Here is a 1,231-nt window from a genome sequence, read left to right on the forward strand (position 1 = left end):
GCCCTTGGCAGCGGCGTTGGGGTCCTTGACGTAGTAGACCGTCATCTTGCCGGCCTTCATCAATGTCGGCCCCTGGACGACACTGACATTGCCCGTGAAGATGGCGACACTGTCGGCCTGGCGGACTTCCAGCTTGTCGCTCTCGATCTGGATCGGCTTGTCGCCGGACAGTTTGAGGCCTGATTGACTGGTCGTCTGCGCCGATGACGGCCCGAGTCCGAGCAGCAGCAACGCTGAAGTTGCAGCCGCGAGCCGCGTCGAACTACTGAGCCGCATTGGTTTCTCCGCTGTTTCCCTGTGCCGCCTTCAAGGCGGTGGAATCGATGTTGACGCGCACCTTGTTCTCGAAAACCAGAACCTTGCCATTGTCCTGGACCGACATCGTATCCGCCGTGATCCGCGACCCGCCACGGCTGACATCGACGGGATCTCCCGTCTTCATAGTGCCTTTGCCCATGTCGAGGAAGACCGATTTGAACTTGGCCTGCATGCCGTCGGTCGTGGTGATCGTCACGTCGCTGGTCAAATTCATCGTATTGCCGTCGCGATCGTAGGTGCCGTGCGAGGCCTTGACCGCCGCCACATTGTCGGGCGCGATCGGCACCTTGGCGTCGATGCCTTCCAGCTCGATGATACCTTGCGTGCTGACATCCTGAATGGCACGCAGCGCCGTCATCGAATAAGGCTGCTTCTGCTTGGTGAAACCGTTGAGCTTGGGATTGGCCATCACCAGCTTGCCGTTGGAAAAGGCAGTGCCTTCCGCCTGAACCTTCACGGCGACGGGTGCGGCGAGATAGGAATAGACCGGGAAAGCGACCGCTATCAGTGCCGCGGCCACCGGCACGGCAAATTTGAGAACGCGCACGCGGCGCGAATGACGCTGTGCACGGTCGAAAGCGTCGCCGCGCGTCCGGCCGTCCGCCGGGGGAGCCAACACCGCCTCGGCGTTGGTCGGTTCAATCGGTCGCGCTAACATTCACTGCTTTCTTTAACCCTGCCCACCCTTGAGCACCGCCTATAGGTGGGACGCCGGCGCTTTCAAGCAAGCACAAGCCCACGAAAACTGCAAAAATGTGACAGCCGCCTTTGTACAGACGAAAACGAGGTCCGCACAACTGCGTGTTCTCCATAGCAGAAACAGACACGCGGCGTAAAATTTATCCGTCGTCGGTCTCGTCGCCGACCTGGGGCGATTGCACAAACATGTGAGCAGGCCAATACTTGTAGAGCG

The 1,231-nt window shown here is 59.9% G+C and carries 2 protein-coding genes; both read right to left on the reverse strand.

The window, feature by feature from the left end; genetic code table 11:
- A partial coding sequence (locus tag EN893_RS34585; protein ID WP_281062529.1) for an LptA/OstA family protein occupies positions 1–276 on the reverse strand: 276 nt, incomplete at its 3' end.
- Positions 263–976, reverse strand: a complete 714-nt coding sequence (gene lptC / locus EN893_RS34590) for an LPS export ABC transporter periplasmic protein LptC (protein WP_127269996.1) — start codon at positions 974–976, stop codon at positions 263–265. The genes EN893_RS34585 and lptC, both read right to left, overlap by 14 nt.
- Between the last annotated feature and the right edge of the window lie 255 nt (positions 977–1,231).

It is taken from the genome of Mesorhizobium sp. M7A.F.Ca.CA.004.04.2.1 (assembly GCF_004022825.1).
Lineage (GTDB): Bacteria > Pseudomonadota > Alphaproteobacteria > Rhizobiales > Rhizobiaceae > Mesorhizobium.